Annotated in this window: 38 protein-coding genes; 13 read left to right on the top strand and 25 right to left on the bottom strand. The window is 61.7% G+C overall.

Features of this window, described 5'->3' with window-relative positions; genetic code table 11:
* Positions 1–5: 5 nt before the first annotated feature.
* Entirely contained in the window at positions 6–356 is a 351-nt protein-coding gene (locus tag ACVJ5M_RS23635; protein ID WP_354100105.1) for a hypothetical protein, read from the top strand.
* On the opposite strand, the gene ACVJ5M_RS23630 is transcribed toward ACVJ5M_RS23635, so the two are convergent.
* Positions 277–1647 carry a DUF7178 family protein gene (locus ACVJ5M_RS23630; RefSeq protein WP_354100104.1) on the bottom strand — a complete coding sequence of 457 codons (1371 nt, stop codon included), beginning with the start codon at positions 1645–1647 and terminating at the stop codon, positions 277–279. The two genes, ACVJ5M_RS23635 and ACVJ5M_RS23630, sit on opposite strands and share 80 nt — an antisense overlap.
* Positions 1648–1924: 277 nt before the next feature.
* Here ACVJ5M_RS23630 and ACVJ5M_RS23625 point away from each other — a divergent pair, with 277 nt between their 5' ends.
* The gene (locus tag ACVJ5M_RS23625; RefSeq protein ID WP_354100103.1) at positions 1925–2092 is read left to right on the top strand and encodes a hypothetical protein; all 168 of its coding nucleotides are present in this window, start codon (positions 1925–1927) and stop codon (positions 2090–2092) included.
* A gap of 93 nt (positions 2093–2185) precedes the next feature.
* Here the strand turns inward: ACVJ5M_RS23625 and ACVJ5M_RS23620 are convergent, their stop codons facing one another.
* Complete coding sequence (locus ACVJ5M_RS23620; protein WP_354100102.1) at positions 2186–2377, bottom strand: hypothetical protein; 192 nt, start codon at positions 2375–2377, stop codon at positions 2186–2188.
* Positions 2378–2408: 31 nt separating this feature from the next.
* Here ACVJ5M_RS23620 and ACVJ5M_RS23615 point away from each other — a divergent pair, with 31 nt between their 5' ends.
* Both ACVJ5M_RS23615 and ACVJ5M_RS23610 read left to right on the top strand, forming a co-directional pair.
* Positions 2409–2762, top strand: coding sequence for a hypothetical protein (locus tag ACVJ5M_RS23615; RefSeq protein ID WP_354100101.1), 354 nt, complete (start codon positions 2409–2411; stop codon positions 2760–2762).
* 387 nt (positions 2763–3149) lie between these two features.
* Positions 3150–4733: an MASE4 domain-containing protein gene (locus ACVJ5M_RS23610; RefSeq protein WP_354100100.1), complete on the top strand. Its 1584-nt coding sequence runs from the start codon at positions 3150–3152 to the stop codon at positions 4731–4733.
* Between the two features lie 281 nt (positions 4734–5014).
* Here the strand turns inward: ACVJ5M_RS23610 and ACVJ5M_RS23605 are convergent, their stop codons facing one another.
* The 4 genes from ACVJ5M_RS23605 to ACVJ5M_RS23590 all read right to left on the bottom strand — a co-directional run bounded on the left by ACVJ5M_RS23605 (position 5015) and on the right by ACVJ5M_RS23590 (position 6430).
* Positions 5015–5206 carry a hypothetical protein gene (locus tag ACVJ5M_RS23605; protein WP_354100099.1) on the bottom strand — a complete coding sequence of 64 codons (192 nt, stop codon included), beginning with the start codon at positions 5204–5206 and terminating at the stop codon, positions 5015–5017.
* Positions 5203–5385, bottom strand: a complete 183-nt coding sequence (locus tag ACVJ5M_RS23600; RefSeq protein ID WP_354100098.1) for a hypothetical protein — start codon at positions 5383–5385, stop codon at positions 5203–5205. The genes ACVJ5M_RS23605 and ACVJ5M_RS23600 overlap by 4 nt, the downstream gene beginning before the upstream one ends.
* Positions 5386–5712: 327 nt before the next feature.
* The gene (locus ACVJ5M_RS23595) at positions 5713–6198 is read right to left on the bottom strand and encodes a terminase small subunit-like protein (RefSeq protein WP_354100097.1); all 486 of its coding nucleotides are present in this window, start codon (positions 6196–6198) and stop codon (positions 5713–5715) included.
* 1 nt (position 6199) lies between these two features.
* Positions 6200–6430, bottom strand: coding sequence for a hypothetical protein (locus tag ACVJ5M_RS23590; RefSeq protein ID WP_354100096.1), 231 nt, complete (start codon positions 6428–6430; stop codon positions 6200–6202).
* An 84-nt stretch (positions 6431–6514) separates the two neighbouring features.
* Between ACVJ5M_RS23590 and ACVJ5M_RS23585 the strand changes: the two genes are divergently transcribed.
* Positions 6515–6835, top strand: coding sequence for a hypothetical protein (locus ACVJ5M_RS23585; RefSeq protein ID WP_354100095.1), 321 nt, complete (start codon positions 6515–6517; stop codon positions 6833–6835).
* Positions 6836–6886: 51 nt separating this feature from the next.
* On the opposite strand, the gene ACVJ5M_RS23580 is transcribed toward ACVJ5M_RS23585, so the two are convergent.
* Positions 6887–8446: a P-loop ATPase, Sll1717 family gene (locus ACVJ5M_RS23580; protein WP_354100094.1), complete on the bottom strand. Its 1560-nt coding sequence runs from the start codon at positions 8444–8446 to the stop codon at positions 6887–6889.
* Between the two features lie 217 nt (positions 8447–8663).
* Between ACVJ5M_RS23580 and ACVJ5M_RS23575 the strand changes: the two genes are divergently transcribed.
* Together ACVJ5M_RS23575 and ACVJ5M_RS23570 are read left to right on the top strand one after the other, a co-directional pair.
* Positions 8664–9320 carry a recombinase family protein gene (locus ACVJ5M_RS23575; protein ID WP_354100093.1) on the top strand — a complete coding sequence of 219 codons (657 nt, stop codon included), beginning with the start codon at positions 8664–8666 and terminating at the stop codon, positions 9318–9320.
* Positions 9317–9511 carry a helix-turn-helix domain-containing protein gene (locus tag ACVJ5M_RS23570; RefSeq protein ID WP_354100092.1) on the top strand — a complete coding sequence of 65 codons (195 nt, stop codon included), beginning with the start codon at positions 9317–9319 and terminating at the stop codon, positions 9509–9511. Before ACVJ5M_RS23575 ends, ACVJ5M_RS23570 begins: the two co-directional genes overlap by 4 nt.
* 389 nt (positions 9512–9900) lie before the next feature.
* Here the strand turns inward: ACVJ5M_RS23570 and ACVJ5M_RS23565 are convergent, their stop codons facing one another.
* The 14 genes from ACVJ5M_RS23565 to ACVJ5M_RS23500 all read right to left on the bottom strand — a co-directional run bounded on the left by ACVJ5M_RS23565 (position 9901) and on the right by ACVJ5M_RS23500 (position 15320).
* The gene (locus tag ACVJ5M_RS23565; RefSeq protein WP_354100091.1) at positions 9901–10416 is read right to left on the bottom strand and encodes a hypothetical protein; all 516 of its coding nucleotides are present in this window, start codon (positions 10414–10416) and stop codon (positions 9901–9903) included.
* A 188-nt stretch (positions 10417–10604) separates the two neighbouring features.
* Positions 10605–10943, bottom strand: coding sequence for a YdaU family protein (locus ACVJ5M_RS23560; RefSeq protein ID WP_354100090.1), 339 nt, complete (start codon positions 10941–10943; stop codon positions 10605–10607).
* Entirely contained in the window at positions 10943–11296 is a 354-nt protein-coding gene (locus tag ACVJ5M_RS23555) for a hypothetical protein (protein ID WP_456679395.1), read from the bottom strand. Before ACVJ5M_RS23555 ends, ACVJ5M_RS23560 begins: the two co-directional genes overlap by 1 nt.
* The gene (locus ACVJ5M_RS23550) at positions 11268–11498 is read right to left on the bottom strand and encodes a hypothetical protein (RefSeq protein ID WP_354100088.1); all 231 of its coding nucleotides are present in this window, start codon (positions 11496–11498) and stop codon (positions 11268–11270) included. The genes ACVJ5M_RS23555 and ACVJ5M_RS23550 overlap by 29 nt, the downstream gene beginning before the upstream one ends.
* A complete protein-coding gene (locus tag ACVJ5M_RS23545) occupies positions 11498–11815 on the bottom strand; it encodes a DUF968 domain-containing protein (protein ID WP_354100087.1) in 318 nt (105 codons plus the stop codon). The genes ACVJ5M_RS23550 and ACVJ5M_RS23545 overlap by 1 nt, the downstream gene beginning before the upstream one ends.
* A complete protein-coding gene (locus ACVJ5M_RS23540) occupies positions 11812–12027 on the bottom strand; it encodes a hypothetical protein (protein WP_354100086.1) in 216 nt (71 codons plus the stop codon). The genes ACVJ5M_RS23545 and ACVJ5M_RS23540 overlap by 4 nt, the downstream gene beginning before the upstream one ends.
* 12 nt (positions 12028–12039) lie before the next feature.
* Positions 12040–12516 carry a hypothetical protein gene (locus ACVJ5M_RS23535; protein ID WP_354100085.1) on the bottom strand — a complete coding sequence of 159 codons (477 nt, stop codon included), beginning with the start codon at positions 12514–12516 and terminating at the stop codon, positions 12040–12042.
* On the bottom strand, positions 12513–13163 hold the full coding sequence (locus ACVJ5M_RS23530) for a Med9 domain-containing protein (protein WP_354100084.1): 651 nt from the start codon (positions 13161–13163) through the stop codon (positions 12513–12515). Before ACVJ5M_RS23530 ends, ACVJ5M_RS23535 begins: the two co-directional genes overlap by 4 nt.
* The gene (locus ACVJ5M_RS23525) at positions 13135–13338 is read right to left on the bottom strand and encodes a hypothetical protein (protein ID WP_354100083.1); all 204 of its coding nucleotides are present in this window, start codon (positions 13336–13338) and stop codon (positions 13135–13137) included. The genes ACVJ5M_RS23530 and ACVJ5M_RS23525 overlap by 29 nt, the downstream gene beginning before the upstream one ends.
* The gene (locus ACVJ5M_RS23520) at positions 13335–13982 is read right to left on the bottom strand and encodes an RAD52 family DNA repair protein (RefSeq protein ID WP_354100082.1); all 648 of its coding nucleotides are present in this window, start codon (positions 13980–13982) and stop codon (positions 13335–13337) included. Before ACVJ5M_RS23520 ends, ACVJ5M_RS23525 begins: the two co-directional genes overlap by 4 nt.
* 5 nt (positions 13983–13987) lie before the next feature.
* Positions 13988–14482: a siphovirus Gp157 family protein gene (locus tag ACVJ5M_RS23515; protein WP_354100081.1), complete on the bottom strand. Its 495-nt coding sequence runs from the start codon at positions 14480–14482 to the stop codon at positions 13988–13990.
* Entirely contained in the window at positions 14475–14660 is a 186-nt protein-coding gene (locus tag ACVJ5M_RS23510) for a hypothetical protein (protein WP_354100080.1), read from the bottom strand. Before ACVJ5M_RS23510 ends, ACVJ5M_RS23515 begins: the two co-directional genes overlap by 8 nt.
* Entirely contained in the window at positions 14660–15064 is a 405-nt protein-coding gene (locus ACVJ5M_RS23505) for a helix-turn-helix domain-containing protein (RefSeq protein WP_354100079.1), read from the bottom strand. Before ACVJ5M_RS23505 ends, ACVJ5M_RS23510 begins: the two co-directional genes overlap by 1 nt.
* Before the next feature lie 28 nt (positions 15065–15092).
* Positions 15093–15320, bottom strand: a complete 228-nt coding sequence (locus tag ACVJ5M_RS23500) for a hypothetical protein (RefSeq protein WP_354100078.1) — start codon at positions 15318–15320, stop codon at positions 15093–15095.
* Between the two features lie 171 nt (positions 15321–15491).
* Between ACVJ5M_RS23500 and ACVJ5M_RS23495 the strand changes: the two genes are divergently transcribed.
* From ACVJ5M_RS23495 to ACVJ5M_RS23470, 6 genes are all read left to right on the top strand, one after another.
* Entirely contained in the window at positions 15492–15944 is a 453-nt protein-coding gene (locus ACVJ5M_RS23495; RefSeq protein ID WP_354100077.1) for a helix-turn-helix domain-containing protein, read from the top strand.
* 355 nt (positions 15945–16299) lie between these two features.
* Positions 16300–16665, top strand: a complete 366-nt coding sequence (locus ACVJ5M_RS23490; RefSeq protein WP_354100076.1) for a hypothetical protein — start codon at positions 16300–16302, stop codon at positions 16663–16665.
* Positions 16662–16886, top strand: a complete 225-nt coding sequence (locus tag ACVJ5M_RS23485) for a hypothetical protein (RefSeq protein ID WP_354100075.1) — start codon at positions 16662–16664, stop codon at positions 16884–16886. Before ACVJ5M_RS23490 ends, ACVJ5M_RS23485 begins: the two co-directional genes overlap by 4 nt.
* Entirely contained in the window at positions 16861–17187 is a 327-nt protein-coding gene (locus ACVJ5M_RS23480; RefSeq protein ID WP_354100074.1) for a hypothetical protein, read from the top strand. The genes ACVJ5M_RS23485 and ACVJ5M_RS23480 overlap by 26 nt, the downstream gene beginning before the upstream one ends.
* Positions 17187–17414: a hypothetical protein gene (locus tag ACVJ5M_RS23475; protein ID WP_354100073.1), complete on the top strand. Its 228-nt coding sequence runs from the start codon at positions 17187–17189 to the stop codon at positions 17412–17414. Before ACVJ5M_RS23480 ends, ACVJ5M_RS23475 begins: the two co-directional genes overlap by 1 nt.
* The gene (locus ACVJ5M_RS23470; protein WP_354100072.1) at positions 17411–17695 is read left to right on the top strand and encodes a helix-turn-helix transcriptional regulator; all 285 of its coding nucleotides are present in this window, start codon (positions 17411–17413) and stop codon (positions 17693–17695) included. The genes ACVJ5M_RS23475 and ACVJ5M_RS23470 overlap by 4 nt, the downstream gene beginning before the upstream one ends.
* 232 nt (positions 17696–17927) lie before the next feature.
* Here ACVJ5M_RS23470 and ACVJ5M_RS23465 read toward each other — a convergent pair whose 3' ends face one another.
* From ACVJ5M_RS23465 to tatB, 4 genes are all read right to left on the bottom strand, one after another.
* Positions 17928–18278, bottom strand: coding sequence for a hypothetical protein (locus ACVJ5M_RS23465; RefSeq protein ID WP_283016609.1), 351 nt, complete (start codon positions 18276–18278; stop codon positions 17928–17930).
* Between the two features lie 197 nt (positions 18279–18475).
* Positions 18476–19807, bottom strand: a complete 1332-nt coding sequence (gene serS / locus ACVJ5M_RS23460) for a serine--tRNA ligase (RefSeq protein ID WP_283016610.1) — start codon at positions 19805–19807, stop codon at positions 18476–18478.
* Positions 19808–20000: 193 nt separating this feature from the next.
* Positions 20001–20813 (bottom strand): twin-arginine translocase subunit TatC, encoded by an 813-nt coding sequence (gene tatC, locus ACVJ5M_RS23455; RefSeq protein WP_063983113.1) that lies wholly within the window; start codon positions 20811–20813, stop codon positions 20001–20003.
* Complete coding sequence (gene tatB / locus ACVJ5M_RS23450) at positions 20810–21355, bottom strand: Sec-independent protein translocase protein TatB (protein WP_283016611.1); 546 nt, start codon at positions 21353–21355, stop codon at positions 20810–20812. The genes tatC and tatB overlap by 4 nt, the downstream gene beginning before the upstream one ends.
* Between the last annotated feature and the right edge of the window lie 43 nt (positions 21356–21398).

The raw sequence follows: 21398 nt of genomic DNA, 5'->3' as shown, positions 1-21398 counted from the left end.
CGACGATGGTCAAGGTCTACGACGAGAACGGCAAGCATGTCTTCAGCGAGCCGCCCTACACCGAGGACGAAGAGGATGAGTTTTACCGGCGGATCGGCGGTGGCCCGGTTGCTATTCTTCACGGCCCCAAAATGACGCAGATGGAGACGACGATGTGGACGACGCGGATGCACTGGAAGGGCGAGCACAACTGGGTCGTGCTGATGCGGGACGGTGACGTCGTCGCCGAACTGACGCTCGACGACTGGGCCAAGCTCGGCGCCACCGAGTTTCTGGTTACTGACGCTCTTGAGGCCGCAGCAGAGGCAGCGCGCCAAGAGGCGCTAGGGAATACAGAGCCTCTCGACCCCGAATAAAATCGGCCAGTGCCTGCTTGGTCGTGACGCCGCGCTTCTCCGCAGTCTTCTCGATGCGGTCCTCCAAGAACCGCAGGAACGGCTTGCTCTCGTCGGAGGCCAGCCCGGTCAATTTGCCGCCACCGACCCACGCTGACGCCTGTGTCTGTGCAGGCGTCAGCCCGAGATCCTTGCCGAGCGACTGATAGTAACGCTCCATCGCCGCATATTCATTGGCCTTCGGCTGCGCCTGCCAGAACGCCGGACGGCTGGCGGCGTCCTCCATCGAGATCTCGCCGCTCTCCAGCATCTTCGGGATGTTCTGCTTCGGCGCATCCTTGCCGACCTGAAATGCCGTCTCCAGAAAGCGCGGATCGCGCGCAAGGATCGCGGGCAGGCGAAACGCGTGGGTATCCACCGTGACCGGCTGCTGGTTGCCCGTCAGATTTTCCACGAACGATGCGGGCTTTGGATTGTTGAGCGCGTCCCAGCCACCGGCTGCGACCCGCTCAGCATTCATCTGGTGCAGCCGCTGCGCCAGATGGCCATAGGGTTGCGGGTTCGGCGTGCCGACCTCGGGCATGTCCTCACCGCGCATTGCGCGCCCATAATAATATGACGCATTGCGCGCGTTGGCGCCAACCTCGGAGCGTGGCGAGGTCGCGGCGACCATGTCCATGTATTTTCGAAACGCGCCCTCGCCCGAGCTGCCCAGCTCGTTCACGAAGGCTTCGCGCAGCGGGTCGGCGTTGTACCAGTTGGCGCCGCCCATCTCCTTGCCCTGCGAGATCACCTCCAGCATTTTCTGGCGCACGGTCGGATCGTTGACGACATCGAGCGTTCGTTGCGGCACGCCACGGGGCGGGATGTTTCGCGGCAGATCGAACTGCGGGACGTTGGGCACCTCGCCGAGCTTGGAATAGTCGAACAGTTTTTTGATCGGCCCGGCGCCGAGCACTGCCTCGCCCGCCTTCATCGGCGCACCCATCGCGCCGCCGCCCATCGGCAGCATCGCCGCCTCAAGAATTGGCGCCGGATCGTATTGACCGGTCTCCACCATGCGCTGCGAGCTTTCCATCGCGCGCTTGGGCAGCGTCGCCATCGACATTGCCGAATTGACGATGGGGTCGAGAATTTTCCCGCGCCCGATGGACTCGGGCATCGCTTCGCCGACACCGGACCAGTCGAACACTGATTTTTTCGGCGCGTCAGCCTGCTGCGCGCGCGCCAGCAGGTCCTGATACTGCGCGGCCTGCAATGCAGCGCCGTCCGGTTGCGCGAAACGCTCGCGCAACAGAGACAACGGGTCCATCGATCAGTCTTTCAGCGCTTGCCCATCAGCTTCAGGAAGGCCGCTTGACCTTCAGCCGAGATGTTGTGAGAGGAAAGGTCGCGCAAAGGCCCCACTTCGGTGTGGACGGTCTAGGAATTGCTGACGTCCGATAACAGCCCTCTTGCGATCCGCCACCGAAAGTAAACTCAAGCTTCGCCGGGAACCCGCCGTCATAAATATGTAGTATAGGGACTCTGACCCTTCCCGGGGGGACCGTCCTTGTCTAGGATGCGATACCGCGAGTAGGGAGTGGGCCATGACGGAAAACGCGCCAGTGAATGCTGACCGGCGCAACAACTTACTGGAGGCTGCACAACAAGAGTTGGCTCGGTTCGAACAACAGGAACGCGAGTTCCGAAAGAAGGACCGCAAGGAGCGCGCGGCAGAGCTCCGGCTTCCGTTGGATAAGATCGATTTGAACTAACCTGGGTCGGGCAGTTTCACACCACTGTCTTGGCACGTTCTTAGCATGGTCATGCGACGGGGCCCGGCGCAGCGACTCCCCGCTCAATTCGGCCTAGACCACCAGACGGGCGGGGAGTTCGTTGCCACAACCATCCAGCAGTTTGCCGGTTATTTCGGCATGTATCGCGTCTGGCATTTCATCGCTTTCCTTGCTGTCACCAGCTTCGTATTTGGCGTGCTGGTCGGGGCCACCAAAATCATCGGCCCATGAAGTAAGGTCGCGCTTTACCTCATTATATCTCATTGAGGTTCGCTCAATGAGGGGAGGACGACTTATGCCCGGGCTGGCCCACCAGAAATCTAAATCACGCGAAACTTCCGCGGCTGTGGCGCAGTTGAAGAGGCAATCACTTGGCTTTCGAGACCGTTTGATGCGCAAGATTGCGATCACCCGAGAGGAGCTGGCCGCCAAGGTACTTGCGGCCGTCCAAGCCCATCAAGGCTGCGAATCCGTGAAGGAAATCGCGATCACGCCGGTTCAGATCGTCGGCTCCGGCCTGACTTGGCATGCTAGCCTAGTCGACAGCGGCTTCGCCGACCCGCAACTTGCGGCCAGCGTGGTGAGGCAAACTGGGGACGATCTTGAGCCTAAGTTCGCGCTTACCGAACACCCGTGTGGTGAGGGATAGGGTCGACAAAACGACTCTCAAGACCAAGACGGCAAACCGCTCGCGGAGGCGGAGAGCGAACCTATGGCGGAGGAGATCGCCCACCGCCTCAACGAGTAAGCTTACCGCGAAGAGCACGAAAGATGGTCGCCGTAGCGCGATGGAATTTCACGTCCGTACATGGCCCTTTTGCGCGGTTGCCGAAGCCGAGCACGTCCGATTAGCGGTGCAGACCGGAAGTGAGCGGGCTGTGGCCAAAACGGTGCTTTTGACCCCAAGCAGACATCGATCTCCACGTTCAAAGGAGATATGCTTGTCCCACGCTTAATCGGGGGGAATCGGCATTCGTCACCCGGTGTGGGCGCTTGCCTGCCCAGCTCTGTGTGTTCCGTGCCTGAGTACAGTCTAATGGACCAGACGGCGCCCACTGTCCTAGAGGAACAGCGTTTCATCCTCTCAGCCTTGTCGCCAAGTCTAGCGCAGAGACGGCTGGCCCTTGCCGTCATGATTGCCTTGATCCTCGCCTTTCTTGTCACAGCTGGGCCGCTCTCGACGTTCCAACCGGGGCGGATCGATGCCTTCGTTCCGATCTATGCCACGGCGCTGTTCGTGACCGATTTGATCACGGCTGTGCTGCTATTTACCCAGTTCGCCATCGTGCGCTCGCTCGCCCTTGCTGTGTTGGCAAGTGGATATCTCTTGGCTTCGCTGGTCGTGATCCCGTGGATGCTGACATTTCCGGGCGTGTTTGCGCCCAGTGGCCTGCTTGGCGCCGGGCTGCAGACCGCGCAGTGGCTTTACAACCTGCGGCAACTCGGCTTTCCGATGTTCGTCATCGCCTATGCCCTTTTGAAGGACGCCGATCGAACCAAGCGGCTATGGCAGGGTTCCGTGGCTGCAGGCATTCTTTCAGGTGCGGCGCTGACCGGCGCGCTGGTATGTGCAGCGACAGTTCTTACCACAGCGGGGCAGGCGCTATTGCCCCACACCATGCTCGACTCCGTCCATTTCTCTACCCTCCGGGTTTATATTGCCGGCTGTCAAATCGGGTTGAGCGTTGCTGCGCTCATTGTGCTGTGGGTGCGGCTGCGTTCCGTCCTCGACTTGTGGCTGATGGTGGTGATGTGTGCGTACGCTATCGAGGTCGCTCTGACCGTTTTTCCTGTCCCGGTCCGCTTCAGCATGGGCTTTTACGCCGGCACCATCTACGGCCTAATCTCTGGGAGTCTCCTACTTTTTGTTCTGCTGTACGAGATAACGGCGCTCTATGGGCAACTGCTGCGTGCGAACCTCGCCCAACGTCGCGAGCGCGATGCGCGGCTGATGACCGGAGATGCGGTAGCGGCCGCAATGGCGCACGAGATCAAGCAGCCGTTGACCGCGATGATAACGAGTGCCGATGCGGCCGTGCAATGGCTTGATCGTTCGATACCCGATATCGATAACGCAACGAACGCGCTCAAGAGAATTGCCGCTAATGGCCATCGCGCGGGAGCGGTAATCGAAAGCATTCGAGTGATGTTCAAGAGCGACGCCCGAAAGAGAACCTCGCTCGACATCAACGAGCTCATCAACGAAGCCATCAATATGCTACGCGGTGATCTACAGAAGCACAGGATATCTGTGCAAACCGACACGGACCGACGGGTGCGACAGGTAACAGGGGATCGAATCCAGCTGCAGCAAGTGCTGTTGAATCTGATCGCGAATGCGATCGATTCGATGGCAGGCGAGGACGAACCTCGGATCCTGTCCGTTAAGTCCGAGGTTTTGGATAGCGGCATCATGGTGGCAGTTGCGGACAGCGGCAAGGGCATCGCCTCGCAGGATCTTGATCGGATCTTCAACCCGCTGTTCACGACGAAATCGGACGGCATGGGAATGGGCCTGTCGATCTGCCGCTCAATTATCGAAGCCCATGGTGGGCGGCTGTCGGCGACCAGGTGCGAGCCGCGAGGTGCTCTCTTCCAGTTTACGATCCCCGCTGACTGAGCCGTCAGCTCTGATCTATGGCGCTTATTGGCCCAACTCGGACCTCTGGTGAGATCCGCTATTGCACCGCTATCAGGGGCACAGCGGACCTCATACGCGCCCCTGATCTGCGGCGCGGGGGGTATGAGGACACGCCCCCTTGCACGGAGCAGGGCCCATTACGGCATCTAGCGCCCGACGCTGCCCGACCCGCTTCAGGCTGGGGACGCGGAGACCCTTGTGAGCGCGCAGGAGCTGCTTGCCCTTGCGCGAGAGCTGCTTGGCCTGTGCCTAGGTGAGCTTCAACGCTCATCTCCATCAGCGACCGCCTCTTCACTCACCGTGAAGGTCGCGTGCGCCGGATGCGGCAGATAGAAGACATGCTCGCCCGGCCCGCTATTGTAGTTGCCCTCGATCACGACCGGGGGGTCGTCGTTCCGTACGACATAGGCGCGGTACTTGCCACTGACGCGGACAGTGACGGACGTGGTCATGTGGATCTCCTCTTGGCGCGAAGTTTTTTCATGCGCTCCGTCGATGTCGTCGGCACCCGGTTTGCCTCGGCGAGCTTCTGCTTCAGCATCACCACCTCGGCGCGGAGCGCCTGGACCTCGGCTTGGGCAGCAGCGAGTTGCGAGGGTGCGACCAGTCGGGGTGTGACGGCTTGCGTCACAACAGGCTTCGATGTGACGGTCTCCGTCACATCGTGTGACGGGGTTTCGTCACCACCCGTGCAGAGGCGCGACCAGTGTGCCTGTCCGCAGGTTCGGCAGATCGGAGGCTTCATGGATGGGACCGGCTCAGAAATGACGGGTGGAGTTGTTGGGGGTGGCGGGTTTAGGTGGGTGGGTGCAGAAATAAGCATGCTTATCCAAAAAAATTTCCCCTCCCCCTCCCCACCTGTCGCGCGCCTGCCCCTCCCCCTCACGCGAGGGAAAGCCAAGCACGATCAAAGAGTTATAGGGTGTACCATCACTAGGCCATCATGGCCTGCAACAGGCTAACGTCCGTTACCCTGTTGCGGATCGACACGCTCGCACGTCCCATCGATCACACTGTCGCCCAGGTCGCCGACCTTGCCGCTGGCAATGGCCATGAGCTGAGCGTCAGTTAGCTGAGCAATCGCATGCAGATGCGTCGTCTCAGTGTGCTTCAGGTCTCGCCACTCGTCCGGCTGTGCATTCTTCAGCGCGAACATGGCTGCTGTGGTCTCGGCACCCTTGCGGCTGCGCAGCAGCTTCTCCTCCAGGGCGAGCGTCCGAGCAGAGCGGGCGCGAGACACCGCGTCAGCAAAGTCGCGGTGGACTGTCACCCACTGGTACACCGTGTCCCGGCTCTTCCGGATCATCCCCGCAAACGCCGTCAGGCTCAAGCCTCGCGCCATCGCCTCGATCACCATCTCGCAGTATTCGGGCTTGTACTCACTCGGTCGGCCCATGCCGGGCTTCAGGTGAGCTGGCAGACGCTGCTGTGCGAACGGCGCCATCTCAGTGCGCTCCGCTCGTGGACGCATGGGTAGGCTCGGCGATGTCATCCAGCCATGCCAGCGCAGCCTCGGTCACCCGCGCCCAGCCCTGCGGCGTGTTCTGCATGTGCCAGCCGGTCCGCTCGCCGTTCAGCTCGACCGCAAAGCCATGCGTGTAGCGTCCGTCGTGCTCGTACAGCACTGCGGTCGGGTGCTTGGCCTTGATCGTGGCAGTGACGTCCGGCGGGATCATGTTAGAACCTTGTGTTGTAAGAACTATTGCGACCAAGGGAGGACAACCAATGCGACTGCACGTCAACCGCGTCCCAGATGGCTCATGGCCGACAAGGCCGTGATGCTGGCCTGCGAGCACGCCATGCTGATCGGCACCGAGATCGCCGAGGCGGTCAACAATGCCGACGTTCGGCTCGATGCCTGCACCAAGCTCGCCGAGCGCGTGGACGACCTCCAGCAGGCGCTGCACAAGATCGCGCAATGGGCCGAGGCTTACCCGCTCACCGTCTTCCCCGAGCCCGACCTCGCCAAGGCGCGCGTGCTGCTGGAGACTGGCGGCATCACGCTCGACAGCGTCAGCGCCCATTGCATGCGCCACGTCGTCGAGGGCGTCGGCAAGATCGCACGCGCGGCGCTGCGATGAACGATGCCGCATCGACATAACGCGACTAGATCGCGCGGCGAGCTGACCAAATCACGCCGACTCATCTATATCAAAATCAAATCCAGCTTCGGCTTCTAGATTGTCGGTGTATGAGATCAGCTGCAACAGCATGATCCGTTCTATCCGCGCGTCGACGATTTTGTACTCGTTCGCTGGCTTTCCGCCTTGAGTGCCTTCCGCAGCTCGGGTTCCATCAAAGCGTATGATGCCAGCGTTCTCCCAGGATTGTATTCGCGTCCGCGCAGATGGAGCCCCGATCTTGAAGGTGAGCTGTACGTCCTTGTTTGTGAATACAGTCTTATTTAAGCGGAATATTTGCGCGAGAAGTTTCTCGCCGTAGACCGCTGTGATCGTATCTGTCACGTACTTGTCCAAGCCGGACCGCATCGACTCCGAAGTCAGTAGAGTTGTCTCTGCCTTTGCGGAGTGGCTGATGTCATGCTCCCTAATAATCACGTCCATCAGGCGAACTAACTCTCTCGGCGAACGCATCGAGACCGTAATCAACTCGGAATGCACCTTGAGCATGTTCGTCTCGGGAGCGAACAGGCCTGGAAGGCTGACTTTGCCTTTCGAGTAGTACTGCAAACGACGATTTAGCATCTGGACGAAGAACTGGTCCTCCCAGGTCACCGTTGCATGACCGATCTTGTCGAGGCGAACGGCATACTGGGTGGATTCGAATAGACCTTTGATCCGACTCCAAAGGAAAAATATCCAGGAAAATCCCGCAATCTCGAGCAGTTGCACGCGCGCCAATAACGGGTAGATCAACGCAGCAGTCTGATCCGCAGAGTTGGTTGTGGCCTCTGTCTCGTCCACCTTGTCGATCAACAGAACGATCCCAGCGAACCCGAATATCTTGGCTAAATCGACCAATTTGCGGATTAAAAGCACTGAATCAAAGGCGATGTTTTCGTCCTTTTTCAACAAGTTCGCGACGTCACCGGCAACGTCCGTCTTTATCCCGGTTCGGCCTTCCACGAAGGCTTGGAGCGTTTTTGTCAAAACGCTCGTGACGGCGGTCCATCGCTGTTCAACCCAGAGCTTGCTCTTGGAGACGAACGCTTGGTTAAAAAGCTCCATCGCCTCGCGGGATGACTTTTCACGCCTGCCCTGCGGTCGGGTGAGGTAGTGGTCGCGCAAGAGGGCGTAGCACAGCTCCTGCTCCTCTGCATTCATCGACTGCTGGTAGGTAGCGCGGTCGTCGTCTTCCAAAGAACTGAGCCAGACCAGCAGACTTTCGACCACCACGAACGCTACTTCACTAACCAGAGCGGGCTCGGTGGCATTTGTAATTTTGTTTGCAGTCAGCGCCACAGCGAAATCGACAAAGTTGACCGCCAATGGCACGGCCTCACCTCTGGATTTCGCCGCCCACAGCTGCTTGAACACAGTGAGCCGGGTTGCGCTTTTCCCCGCTCCTCTATCTCCAAACAATATGTATGACGAGGTGTTCTTGGCACGCGCGTCGATTGCTTCGAAGTAAGGCGGCTTTACCGCATATTCCGCGATATCAGGCTCAGTTTCAGCGACATAGTGCTCAAACGGGTTTGCGCTGAGACCAAGCGCCTCCAAAAGTCTTGCCATCGGCTATTCTCAGATACGACATCCACAATCCGACCGGTTTGGGTTGATTTGCAGGCGCTGTCAACCTGTAGGAGTAAACCCTCAGTGGACAGTCGAGCAGAAAGACAGGAACGCGCCGTTTTCCACAACGGGACCGCTGGTCATCAATGACGTGGCTGGACCTTGACGGGACCGGCCATGGTGGCCTATAGGTCATGGTGTCCAGCAGGGGAACGCCATGAAAGCCGCCGTCGCCTACATCCGTGTCAGCACTCAGAAGCAGGGTCGCTCGGGCCTCGGGCTTGAGGCCCAGCAGGCGAGCATCGCCCGTTTCGCCGCCGCCGAGGGCTACGAGATCGTCGAGACCTTCGTCGAGATCGAGACCGGCAAGGGCGCCGACGCGCTCGACCTTCGCCCGCAACTGGCCGCCGCGCTGGAAGCCGCCCGGCTCGCCAAGGGCACCGTTGTCGTCGCCAAGCTCGACCGCCTCACCCGCGACGTTCACTTCGGCTCGGGCCTGATGTCGCGCAAGGTGGCCTTCAAGGTCGCCGAGATGCCCCACGCCGACAACTTCCAGCTCCACCTGTTCTTGGCGCTCGCCGAGCAGGAGCGCGAGGTGATCTCGGCTCGTACCAAGGCGGCCCTTCAGGCGGCCAAGGAGCGCGGCCAGAAGCTCGGCTCGCCGACCAGCCCGGCAATGCTGCGGGACCGCTCCAGCGCCTTCGCTGAAGGCCTGCGCGCCATCGTGGCGCCCATCGCCCACCTGCCCTCGCGCCAGATCGCCGAGCAGCTCAACGCCCGGAACGTCCTCACCGCGACCGGCGGTCTCTGGCAGTCGATGACTGTCTGCCGCCTGCTCGACCGTCTCAACCTCAACGTCAAGGTGGCTGCATGACCCAGAAGCAGTTCAACGCAGCGCTGGAGAAGCTCGGCTTCACCCAAGTCGGCCTCGCGGCCAAGTTAGAGCTCGGGGAGCGCAGCGTGCGCCGCTGGGCCAGTGGTCAGTGGCCGGTGCCGACGCCTGTCGCGATGCTGTTGAACCTGATGCTCAAGACCAGCTCGACCATCGACGACCTGAAGGCATGAGGAAGCTCCCCGAGATCCCGCCGAAGGTGGCGCGCGCTTTCCTCGCCGACATGCGAGAGCCTACTTCAAGGCGCCGACCGAATTGGAGCGCGATGTGATCGCCGCCCGGCAGCGCCACATCCTGCTGGATCACCTGCCCGATAAGACGCGGCTGCGCATCGCGGATGTCCGCGCGCTGTTCGAGCAGATGCGCGACAGCGACTGAAACGACAAAAGCGACAGAAACGACAAACGCCCGGTGTCGAGCCGGGCGTTTGCGTTCGTGCGCGCCGCTAGTGGGGTGTCCGGTCCTATCCGCAAGGGGATCGCAGCAGGTGGTGGACGGTTCTGTAGCGGTTACCAGAAACTGAGTCCAAAACGCCCCGCTGTCAACGGTGCCGTTCTCGCGGTCACCTGCGGTCGCGGTCGCCCCAGAACCGGGCCAGCCGGTAGCCCGCGTCCGAGAGGATCTGGCAGGCGTTCTGGCGGGCGTGGAAGGGACTGTGATAGCCGAGCATGATGCCGACGGAGAGCAGCGAGCTGTCGTAGCAGGCGATCTGGTCAGCGACGAATCCGGGGCGGCGGCCGATGGCGGCCTTGGCGTCGTGGTAGGCGATGCGATGGTCCGCTTGGGCCTCGGTCTTGGCCAGTCCCGACATCGCGGATGGATCGAACGCGAAGATGCGATTGAGATCGACACTCTGGATGGGTCCCTGAAGGCCGCCAGCGAGCCAGTGGAGCGCGTAACGCTTCAGGGCGCTGTATTCCTCACCCGAGATCTTTGAACGCATCCACGCCCGCCCCAGGGCGTCGTCCAGCATCGCAATCCGTCGCATTGATTTAGACCGGCCTGCGATGGTGAAACAGCCACCCGCCTGCCGGAACCGCTCGGCCGTCGGGCCTGCCGTGTCGTCGGGTGTGTGCATCTGCGGTCCCAAGGGTTGGGACCGTTCTGAGATAGGCCGAGGCGCCGCGTCAAGCTCCCTTCGCAAACCCCTTCGCGGCTACAGAGAAGGTAGTAGTTATCTATGTGATTGTGGTTGGTATAGTTGAGCTACTGTTTTGCTACTAGCAAACGGGTAGCAATTGCTTGAAAAATCCGCTGTGAAATCAATCAACGACGCCTGAAACGGTTGATAGAGGCTACGGTGCCTCCTTTGCTACCCGCTACAGCCCTCCTCGCCCTGATCGTCTCGTGCTTGGCCAGCTCCGCTTCCACACGTTTGTGGCGCCAGCCGTCGTAGAAGAACGCCTGCAAGGTCGGGCGCTGCCGCTTCCATGCCCACAGCGACAACCCGGTGATGTTGGCGAGCTGCTGGTCGTCGGTGGGCAGCGAGCCGCACCGCCAGTAGTGCGCGATCAGCAGGCAATAGGCCCCGTGCTGCACCGTCGAGAGGTGGCCGGTGTCGGCGATGTAGTCGCCCCAGTACATCGGCATCCACGGGCGCGGCATCAGTCGCTCACATAGATCAGGCTTTCCCACACTGCGCGCGGGCTTGCGTGCAGTGACCGGCGACGCGAGGGCAGCGGCGCGACGTTGGCCTTGCGGCACCAGCCGAGCTTGGCGGCGCGCATCATCACCGGCCCGAACGCGCGCGGCTCGTGCGTCACCGGCTTGTCGTCAGAAATCGCGTCGTAGCGGTCGATGACATCGTCGGCGGTGAATTGCTCGCGGTTCACACAGGTCTCGAACACCAGATCGAGCATCAGGCTCGACCAAGCCGCGCTGGCGTTGGCCTCGACTTGATCTATTGCCGTCTTCTTGGCGGCGTTGGCATCAGCCTGACGTTGGTTGAGATCCGTCATGCGCGTTGTCCACAATCCGCAGATAGACGTATTTGCGCACCTTGCTGGTGCGTCGGCCGCGCACGAACAGGCCATGCTTGATCGTCAACATCTTCAGTTCGAGCCCGCGCCGCACGGCCTCCGGGTTGCTGTCACATTGCGCCAGCTCGACGTCGTGGTCGGAGCCGTACTCGCGGCCCCAGATCGAATATCGACGGCCCATCAATGCCTCGCGATCTTCACCTGATAGGTCAGCGCGAGCTTGAACGGGTTGAGGCCGTAGCTCGCCCAGAACTCGAGTTCGTTCATCGTGTGCTGCTCGCGGTGATGCTTGCCGCACAACGGCAGCGCCCACTTGTCGCTGCTCTTCTCGCTCATGCCGGTGTCCGGCTTGTCGTCGTTGATGGAGCCGACGCGCAGATGTGCCGCCTCCACCGTCGTGTCCTCGCCGCAGATGCAGCAGGGCTGCGAGCGGATGTAGTCGAGGTAGACGTCGTCGAGCTGACGGGTCATGCGCCACTTTCCGACATGGTTGGTCACGGCTCGTTCCACAGCGTCCAGTGCGAGGGACCGTGCTCGGCGCCGGGCTTGTAGACGACGCCAGCTTCGGGCGTTGCGAAGATGTCGAGCCAGCCGCCCATGCTGGCGCTCCACGCGATGGGGCCAATCACGGCGTCGGCGGTGTCGCTGTAGAGGATGCACTCCTGCGCATCCTCGGGCAGTGCTTCAGAACACTTCTTCCAGTCGATCATGGGCAGTCTCCTTCAGGCGCGCTCGGCGACACGCCACGCTTGAAACCCGTTGTCGAGATTGTGCCACTTCAGCCGCGCCTCGTTCTGGCCGGGCTTGTCAAAATCGGAGCGCGAGGCCACGCCGCAGAACTGGCGCACGGCGGCGGCTGCATCCTCTTCAGTGTCAACGTCGATCCAGCCCCAGCTCTCGCGCAGATAGGCGCGGAAGATCGGCTCCTTGCAGCGGATGCCTGCCTGCTTCGCACAGCCAAGCTCGCGCCACTTGTCGCGCGCGATGGCGACGTGATCGACCGGCGATTCGTCGTCGTTGACCTCGACCAGGACGCACGCGAAGCGCGTGCCCATCGCAGCGGCGACGATGGTCTGGTGCATATCGATAGCCTGCACCGTCAGGCGCAGCACCCAGTCGCCGGACTGGCGCTGCTGCAAGCCGTCCTTCTTGACCTCGAACGAGATCGCGTTGTCGCGGGCGCGCTGCGCGTGATTCACTTGAACACCTTCTGGATCTCGGCGAGCTGCTTCTCGGTCTTGTCGAGCAGCGCCAGCCACTGCCGCACATCCGGCTCGATCTGCTTCATCTCGGCGAGCAGCGCGGTGGCCTCATTGAGCTTCTTGCGGATGTCCTCGTTGGCGACCTCGTCGCCGAAGTTTTCCTCGCGGATCACACGCACCCACGCGCGCGGCACACCGAGGTCGGTGGCGACCTTTTCGTCGGTCCAGCCCGCGCCGTAGCCGACCGCGTCATCGACGTAGACCTGATTGAGCTTGTCGAAGATGATGCGGCGGTCTTCGCGAGACATCACGCGCGTGTTCTCCACGACCTTCATCGGCTGTGCTCCGTTCTTCTTGGCCTCGACCTTGTTGTCGAACTTCACAATCGAGAGGCACTTCGGGCAGCGGTGCTGGTAGCGGACATGGCCAATCTGCCAGCCCATGCGCTCCAGCTTGCGCGAGATGAACTTGAACTCGATCTCATCGTCGTTGCCGGTCGAGTTGGACTGCGTGTTCACCGGCACCGTGGCGACGTTGTTGCAGCCATAGGCACCGCAATGCGCAATGATGCCGCGCACCCGGCGACCGTCGTCGCCGTGCGGCACCAACGCATATTCAAATGCCTTTGCCGGGTTCAGTCGCATCAAACAAATCCTTCTGCTCGGAGGAATCGCCTTCTTCCACGACCTTGATGTGGGTGCGAAGCTTCGTCACCCGCGCTCCGGTGATGGCGTAATGCTTGTTGCCGATGATCAGGTAGCCGGTGATGTCGGGCTCGCCGTCGCCGTACAGGATGACGCCGTCGCCGCGGTTGCTCATGGCGCCACCTTCTTCGGCGCCTTCGACGTGATGAGGTTCTTGAGGGTGATGAGATCGCCGGGCGACAGATTGAAATCGCGCCGGGCCTTCTTCTGCTCCTCGGCGCTCCACCAGCGCAGCCGCGCGTCGTGGTCGGGGCCAAACGCCTCGATGATGTCGGTAGTGTCCTGAATGTAGCGGCGGTAGACGATCTCGCTCTCGTCGGCGACGTTGGTCTGCTGCTTGTCGTACAGCGCCAGGCCGAAGGGATTGCCGAAGGTCATGAAGGCGCGCTTGCGGGCGTCGGTCTCGGCCTCCTTGATTGCGCTCTCGTGCGCCTGACCAAGGTCGGTGTCGATGCCATGCCCGGCACCGACGCCGTCGCGAAAGATGTTGCCGATGGTGGTGATGCGGACCTTGGCGACATAGGTGACGCCGAAGCCCGGCCGTTGTGCCTCGCCGATCAGGCGGTCCTTCTCGGAGACGCAGCGGACCTCGATGGTCTCCGAGGCCCAGCCGTCGAATCCGAAGATCCGGTTGGCCTCGGCGATGACGTGCCAGCCTTCGACATAGGAGACCTCGCGACCTCCCTGCTTGCGCGCCTTGACGACGTTGCGCGACAGCGGCGCGAGGAGATCGGCGATCTGTTCAGGTGTGAACGTCATGGGCGTTACTTCGTGTTGATCGTCAGGGTGGGTGGGGAGTTGGACAGCGCGAGGCCGGGGATGACCTCACCCTTGAGCAGCGCCTCGCGGATCTTGGTGCGGCTCGGTTCGCGGGTGATCTTGCACAGCTCGTCCGGCAACTGGTCGGCCTCGACCTCGCCGATGATCTGCGGCTGGGTCGCGCGCTGCGACAGTGTCGCCTCGGCCAGCTCGATCTTCTTGAGGTCGGCCGCCTGCAACACCTTCAGCACCAGCTCACGCAGGAACTCGGTGCGGCGGGCGAAGCGGGCCCGGCGCCCGGCGAGCTGCTGGGTGCGGGCGCTGATCGCTTCGGTCAGCGTCTTGTGGTCGTCGATGGCGGCGACCAGCGTGGTCAGCACGTCCTTGATGTTGGTTTCGCCGTCGAGCATGTCGGCGCGCAGGATCTCGTCGTCGGCGAGATCGGGGTAGTCGAGCAGCAGCCGCTCGATGTCGAGACGCAGTTGGTCGATGCTAAACATGCTTGCCATCCACTCTGTCGAGTAAGCGGGAGAGTTCGTCGCGCGCGGCCTCGATCTCCTCGTAGAGCGCGCGGATCTCGGGCCGGGTCAGCGCCCGCAACGCGCGGACGTCGAGCAGGATGCGGACCATCCGTTGCAGCATGATCTCGTTGGGCTGAGACTTGGCGAGGTGCAGCATCACGCGGTCCCCTTCACAACAACACGCTTCATGATCTTGTCGGCGATGCGCAGCCGCAGCAGATCGAGGTCGTCGCGCACGAGCGGACGGACCAGGGCGAGATGCTCAATGCGGCGGATGGCGTGATGGACGGTGGTGTGATCGAGGCCGCCAGCGCGCATGCCGATCATGCGCAGGCTGGCCTTGCTGTATTTGCGGGCGAAGAAGCAGAAGATCTGCCGGGTGAACACCACCGTGACGAAGCGGCGGCGACCTTCGACCTCGTCCACACTGACACAATAGAAATCGCAGACGACGTCCTTGATTTCGCTCAAGGACGGGCGGGCGCGTTCGAGGAAAACTGAAAGCCGCTCCAGCTCTTCGTAATCGTCGGCAAATATCCGACGGCCCACGGGTTGATCCATGGCACATCCCCTTGCTTTGCGACGGGATCTAGGCGGTGCGCTTCTCGGTCTTGATCATGTTCCAAAGCGACGGCGGCGCCTTCGCCTTGCGACGCTTCAGGGCCTCCTGCATCACCCAGTAGGTGCGGGCCGGAAACATCTCGGCGCGGCCGGTCCAGTGATAGACCGCCTTGGGGAGGGCCCCGGTCAGGGCGCAGACGGATTCGAGGCCGCCCAAGACAGCGACAACCTCTTCGGTGGTGGTGAGAGTGCGCATGAATTTAGATCCCATGTCAGATCTATTGGGACCATACGCGCGATGAAGTTTCTGTGAAACTGAATTAAGTACGAAAAGACGAAACTAGTGCGACTGGAATTATGTTAGTGTTTAGTGGTGCTTCCTGTGGGGGTAGCAACTTAGGAATGTACGAGGAGGAACATTTTTCAGATGAAAGAATTTCGAATCTTTAACAGCGAGGAATATCGAAAGCGTCTTCGCATCCTTCGCAAAGTTATGAATATGAACCAAGTTGAGTTTGCTAGGTTCTTAGAGATGCCCTTCAAGCGTTGGAATCACTACGAACGCGGTTATCCAATTCCGCGCGAAACCGCTTGGGAGCTTATAGAAAAGATCCCCGGAATTTGTCCGGTGTGGATCTGGTTCGGATGGGACGGCAATCTATCCGTCGATATGCGCGAACGTATAAATAAAGCTCAAAAAGAAGAGGCAAAGCTAGGTTTTGCGAAATCTGGAGAACAGGAGACCACACGCATTGTGATCTCCCACCGAAAGATCTCCAGCGTCGATAAGACGCCGAAGCGAAAGAAGAAGGCTGCTACTTCTCGGACTCCTGCCCGCGCTTCGCGTGCCTCTTCGCACGGCTCGCAATCGAAGCCCTGACGAGCGTAGGCAGCACTTCGAGGATCTCTTCGCAGGCCTCCGCATCCTCAAAGGGAAAGTTGCTGGCCATCTGGCAGGCGATGCCTTCGACGTTGGTCTCGTCTCCGTTAAACCGATCATCCGACATCTGATTCTCTCCCCTTGGGTTGGGTCAGTCATTGTTTTTTTCCGTGAGGCGGTCACGGGCGAGCGACTTTATCGGCCGCCCGGCCAGAGTCAAAAGCTTTAAGAAGGCACGACCTCCGGTATCATTGTGACCGGCAGGCTGACCCTTTGGGACGAGTCGAATCTCGTTGACTGCACATTTATTGCGACTACGCTTGGTGCCCTTCCACCAGTCTCAGGGAGTGCGCCTATGACCCTCCAGCAATCCGATGGCAGCGCGGCGAGCAACGTCGCCCGCATCAAAGAAGACATCGACCGCCTGACCGATCTTCGTTACGGGCGCGCCAGCCCGACCGCGCTCGGCCTCCAGCCGCCGGGCTACGGCATGCCGCAGCGCGATGCCGCCGCCAGCATGATCGACAGCCTGTCGGATCACATCTGCACCGCCGCCAAGGAGCTGCACGAGGAGATCGACAGCATCGTGCAGCGCGCATTGACCCGCGCCGCCGAGCAGAAGCACCAGCTCAACGAGGACTTCACCTTTTACGCGGCCCTGCACGACGAGGTCGATCACGTCCGCGCCGTCGTCAACGGCCTGAAGGAGCGCGGCCTGTGAAGCTTGACCGGATGCTCTACCTCGTCATTTCCGACCACTGTGGGCACCACCACCGGGGACCGATCATCTATGAGATCGAGCCCGACAACATGGATCGCTCCAGCGTGGCCGAGGACATCAGTCATGGACAATATGGACGTGTGCTCCATGTGATCGAACTCAACCCGGCCGAAGGCATTTGTCGCGAGGTCACCAATGATTTCCAAAAAGAAGAAGCCTGACACCAACAAGCTCAGCTCACAGGAACTGAAGGATCTCACCCTGCATTGCGGCGAGCGGCTCGGTCACGAGCTGGAGCGCACGCTGCAACTGGTCGGTGACCCCGTGCAGCGCGCGGCGCTGATGGTCAACGTCGCCTACGCCAGTCTGGCGCTGGCCACGGAGGCGGCCTCGGCGGCTTACAAGATCGAGACCGGCCGGACGGCCAACCGGGGCAATATCATCACCAAACTGGTGGCCGACTTTCTCACCATCGAGGGTGTCGAGTTTTCGATGCGGAAGCGCCAGCGCAAGGCCGCCTGATGCCCATGCCGCTCGACATCTGGCAGGCAACCGTCAGCCGCCACCTCGACCTGATCGAGGCTGGCGCCGAGATGGCTGCCCGGCATGCCGAGCAGCTCCCCCTGCGGCCTGCGTTCGAGACGCGGGCCGAATCCGAACTGGCTCACTGCGAGACCGTTCTAGCGCGAGCGTTGGACGCCGTCCGTCGGGCTCAAATCATTCTCAAGAGCAAGGCCGTTGACCAATGACCGAGGAGACGCCCCGCGCCGAGCTGCGCGAGATGATCACATCCGACCAGATCCTCGCCATGATCCACATGAGCCGCACCACGCTGTTCCGGCTTGAACGCGACGGGCTGTTCCCCCAGGGACAAGTGATCGGGCCGCACCGCAAGCTCTGGTTCAAGGACGAGGTCGCCGCGTGGCAGCACAATCTGCAAGACCCAAACTCGCCGCTGGCAGCGGCTCTGCGGCGCCCCCCTGAAGGGCGCAAACGCAAGCGCGGTTTGGAAGTGGTGAAGGCGGGCTAGTCCCGCCTTTTTTTATGTTCTTAGCCCCAAATTAGATGGGCGTTAGATGGGGTCTCTGTGCGAAAATCTAAGTCACTGAAAACACAACGTTCTTAGCGCTTGACTGTATCCGTGCAGAGAATGCGCATATTAAAAATCGTTCCTGAAGCGGGTCTGAGCCGTCTTATCCGGCCGGGGCCGATCAGGCAAACCGGCCGACTGGGTCCGGCGGCGGGTTCCCAGCCTAGTCCTGCTACCTGCGGATGCGCCATTGCGGCAGGAAGCGTGCGAGCCTGCCTTCCGCGCGCAGCTTCATCGCCGGCACCACCGGAGCCTCGATCATCCCGAGCGCCTCCAATTGCGCGAGGATCGGGTCCGGCTCCGGCGTCTGCGGAAAGCGTTCGCGCGCCACGGTCAGCGCCTTGTCGAAATCCGCAGCATTCACGCCGGGCTTGGCCCGCCGGCTGCACACGAGATCGTCATCCCAGAGCCGCGCGATCGCGATGTCGAGCACACCACGCAGACGCTGATCGACAGCCTGGATACCGGCACCTGTCACCGCCCATTGTCTGCCGACCCAGAAGATGTCGCGGTGCAAGGCCATGAACAGTGAGTTCGCATTGTCGGATGGCCGGCAGAATAACCAGCCGCCCGATCTTCGCAACCAAACGTTTCTGCGTGACAGCCGGGCAACACGCACCGGGTTCGCGTTCCGATAGAATCGGAACGGGACTTCAGATTTTTATCTTGTTTGACGCGCTTTCTCGACGCGAACCGGTATCCACTCCGCTCGAAAACGCCCTACTCGCGCGCGACCACCTTCAGCCCGCCCATATAGGGCTGGAGCACGTCGGGGACGGCGATCGAGCCGTCCTCCTGTTGATAAGTCTCCATCACGGCGATCAGCGCGCGGCCGAGCGCGGTGCCGGAGCCGTTCAGCGTGTGCACGAATCGTGGCTTGCCGTCCGGACCGCGCGAGCGGGCGTCCATGCGGCGGGCCTGGAAGTCACCGCAGACCGAGCAGCTCGAGATCTCGCGGAATGCGCCGCCCTCGCCCTGCCCGGGCATCCAGACCTCGATGTCATAGGTTTTTTGCGACGAAAAGCCCATGTCTCCGGTGCAAAGCGTCATCACGCGGTAGTGCAGATCGAGCCGGCGCAGCACTTCCTCGGCGCATGCCAGCATCCGCTCATGCTCGTCCTTGCTGGTCTCCGGCGTCGTGATCGACACCAGCTCGACCTTGGTGAACTGGTGCTGGCGGATCATGCCTCGGGTATCACGTCCTGCGGCGCCCGCCTCCGCGCGAAAACACGGCGTCAGTGCAGTCAAGCGCATCGGCAGCTGCTTCTCATCGAGGATGGATTCTCGAACGAGGTTGGTGAGCGCTACCTCCGCTGTCGGAATGATGCCGAGACGCTCGGTCCGCAGCCGCTCCAGATCGGGTGCGGCGAGCAACTCGCCCTTGATCGCCCAGAACTGGTCGTCCTCGAATTTCGGCAATTGTCCCGTGCCGAACATGATCTCGTTGCGGACCAGCAGCGGCGGATTGATCTCGGTATAGCCGTGCTCGTCGATGTGCAGATTCAGCATGAACTGGCCGAGCGCGCGTTCGAGCCGCGCCAGCCCCTTCTTCAGCACGACGAAGCGCGCGCCGGAGAGCTTGGCCGCCGTCTCGAAATCCATGTCACCGAGCGCGCCGCCGAGATCGTCATGGGGCTTGGGCGCAAACGCGTAGTTGCGCCGGTTGCCGAAGACATGGCGTTGCACATTGCCGTGCTCGTCGACGCCGTTGGGCACTTCGCCGAGCGGCAGATTGGGGATCGCCGACAGCGCCGTGGCAAGCTCTTCGTCGGCGGCTTTCGCAACGGCTTCGAGCTGCGGCATAGTGGTCTTGAGCTCGGCGACCTCCGCCATCAGCTTGGCGGCGCGCGCGTCATCCTTCGCCTTCTTGGCGTCGCCGATCTCCTTGGAGGCGGTGTTGCGCCGTGCCTGCGCCTGCTCCGAGGCCAGGATTGCCGCCCGCCGCCTCTCGTCGATCGCGAGCAGCGACGCCGACAACGGCTTCAGGCCACGCCTGGCGAGGCCGGCGTCGAAGGCTTGCGGATTGTCGCGGATCGATTTGATGTCGTGCATGGCGGTGGTCCTGGATCAGCGCATAAACCTACAACGGCGAACGTTGTACGTCAGCGCGTTCCCCCTAGCACAGCTGTCATCGCCCGCGAAAGCGGGCGATCCAGTATTCCAGAGGCGCCCGTGATTCCCCGAGAGGCTGCGGCGTACTGGATTCCCCGCCTTCGCGGGGAATGACACCGGTGGACGTGGCGCCCTACTCTGCCGGATTGGCCGGCGTCGACACGTCGGTGCCGGTGGCGGCCTTCGACGCCGCCGCCTTCTTCTCCACCATACCGACCGCGATGATCGAGCCCTCGTAGAGCAGGAGCAGGGGAATCGCCAGCGAGCACTGGCTCAGCACGTCGGGCGGGGTCAGCACGGCTGCGATGACGAAGGCGATGACGATGAAATAGCGGCGCTTCTCACGCAGCATTTTCGAGGTCACGATCCCAATGCGGCCAAGCAGCGTCAGGATCACCGGAAGCTGGAAAGCGATGCCGAAGGCGAAGATCAGCGACATCATCAGCGACAGATATTCGCCGACCTTGGGCAGCAGCTGGATCTGCGCGGTCTCGTCGCTGCCGGCCTGCTGCATGCCGAGCGAGAAGCGGACCAGCATCGGCAGCACCACGAAATAGACCAGCGCCGCGCCCAGCACGAAGAAGAACGGGGTTGCGACCAGGTACGGCAGGAAGGCCTGCTTTTCGTGCTTGTAGAGCCCGGGCGCGACGAACTTGTAGATCTGCGTCGCGACGATCGGGAACGAGATGAAGCCGGCGCCGAACAACGCGAGCTTGAGCTGGGTGATGAAATATTCCAGCAGCGCCGTGTAGATGAACTTCGAATTCTCGGGACCCGCGACCCACACGAACGGCCAGACCAGCACGTTGTAGATCTGCTTGGCGAAGAAGAAGCAGAAGATGAAGGCCACGCCAAAGCCAAGCAGCGCCTTGATCAGCCGCGATCGCAGCTCGATCAGGTGGTCCATCAGAGGGGCTTTGCTGGCCTCGATATCGGCGTCGCTCATGACGCTTTGACGTCCTTGATCGCCTCAGGTGGCGCAGTGTCTTGCATAACCTGGGCCTGCTCGACCTCGCGGGTGATCGCGAGCGGCTCGTTCGCGGCCGCATGCGCCTCGGCTTCCACGAAGGTCTCGGGCGTCGGCGCTTCCGGCGTGGTCGGTGTCGCCGGCGTTTCGCTTGAAATCGCCAGCGCTTCGCTTGAAGTCGCCGGCGCTTCGACGGCGGTGGTCGTGGTGGTCTCGGCCGGCTTGTCCAGCGCATCGACGCGGAGCGCGTCGCTGACATCCTTCTGGAGCGAGGTCATCAGATTGTTGCCGGCAAAGCCGGAAGCGGCTTCCTTGACCTCGTCAAAGCTCTTCTTGAGGTCGGCCATTTCGGCCTCGCGCATCGCTTCCTGGAACTGGCCCTGGAATTCGGCAGCCATCTTGCGGGCCTTGCCCATCCACTGCCCGACCATGCGCAGCACGCCCGGCAGCTCTTTCGGGCCGATGGCGACCAGAGCCACGACCCCGATCAGGACCAGTTCACTCCACCCGATGTCGAACATGAGGCCTTCCGTTCACGCCAGCCGCGACCGGCCCAATCCTTCG

Source organism: Bradyrhizobium sp. S3.7.6 (genome assembly GCF_054061875.1).
This window is presented reverse-complemented; position numbering and strand designations above follow the sequence as displayed.